This window comes from uncultured Algibacter sp. (assembly GCF_947487605.1).
GTDB lineage: Bacteria > Bacteroidota > Bacteroidia > Flavobacteriales > Flavobacteriaceae > Algibacter_D.
In genome coordinates, this window is record NZ_CANKXK010000048.1 from 1 (window position 1) to 989 (window position 989).

At 30.4% G+C, this 989-nt stretch carries 1 protein-coding gene; it reads left to right on the top strand.

Going from position 1 to position 989, the window contains the following annotated elements:
* Positions 1-62: 62 nt before the first annotated feature.
* Entirely contained in the window at positions 63-968 is a 906-nt protein-coding gene (locus Q0739_RS14865) for an IS982 family transposase (protein WP_298239524.1), read from the top strand.
* Positions 969-989: the final 21 nt, after the last annotated feature.

A 989-nucleotide genomic window follows, 5' to 3' on the forward strand; every position in this document is an offset into this window, starting at 1 on the left:
AAAAGCAGAATATTTAGTATATTAAAGTGTTGAAATTCAATATTTTAAAAAACATTCTGCTTATGATTTCTAAAGATAAAATTACACAAATATTTTGTTCCATCGATGATTTTTGCCTTGTTTTTGAACCAGCTTTAGTAAAGCGACAACTTTCTACAGGAAAAAAGATTAGAAAACGTAAGTTTAAAATGTCTACTAGTGAGATAGTAACCATTACTGTTTTATTCCATTTAAGCGGTATAAGAACCTTTAAACACTTTTATATTAACTATGTTCAAAAACAACTCCAAGACGAGTTTCCAAACACGGTTTCCTACAATCGTTTTGTTGAATTAATGCAGTCTAATTTACTGCCATTAACGCTCTATATGAAGACTTGTTGTTTGGGGAAATGCACAGGTATTTCTTTTATCGATTCTACACCCATACGAGCGTGCAATAAAAAACGAATAACGCAAAATAAAGTATTTAAAGATATTGCTACTATGGGTAAATCTACTATGGGTTGGTTTTATGGATTTAAGCTTCATATTATCATAAACGACAAAGGAGAACTACTTGATTTTATTATCACTCAGGCAAATGTAGATGACAGAACACCTTTAAAGCAAGACAACTTTTTGAAGAAAATATTCGGTAGTTTATATGCTGATAAAGGCTACATATCTAAACAATTATCAGCCCTGTTATTCGATCAAGGATTGCATCTAGTGACTGGTATTAGAAATAATATGAAAAACGTGATGATGACTATGAGAGATAAAATATTACTTAGAAAGCGTTCAGTTATAGAAACTATAAATGACCAACTGAAAAATATAGCTCAGGCTGAACATTCTAGACATAGAAGTTTTGGTAATTTCATTACAAATTTAGTTGCTAGCCTTATCGCTTATTCGTTTCAAGAAAAGAAACCAAGTATTAAATTTGAAACAGAAAATACAAATCAATTAGCTCTGTTTTTCTAAATCCTTACGTCGAACTCAGGT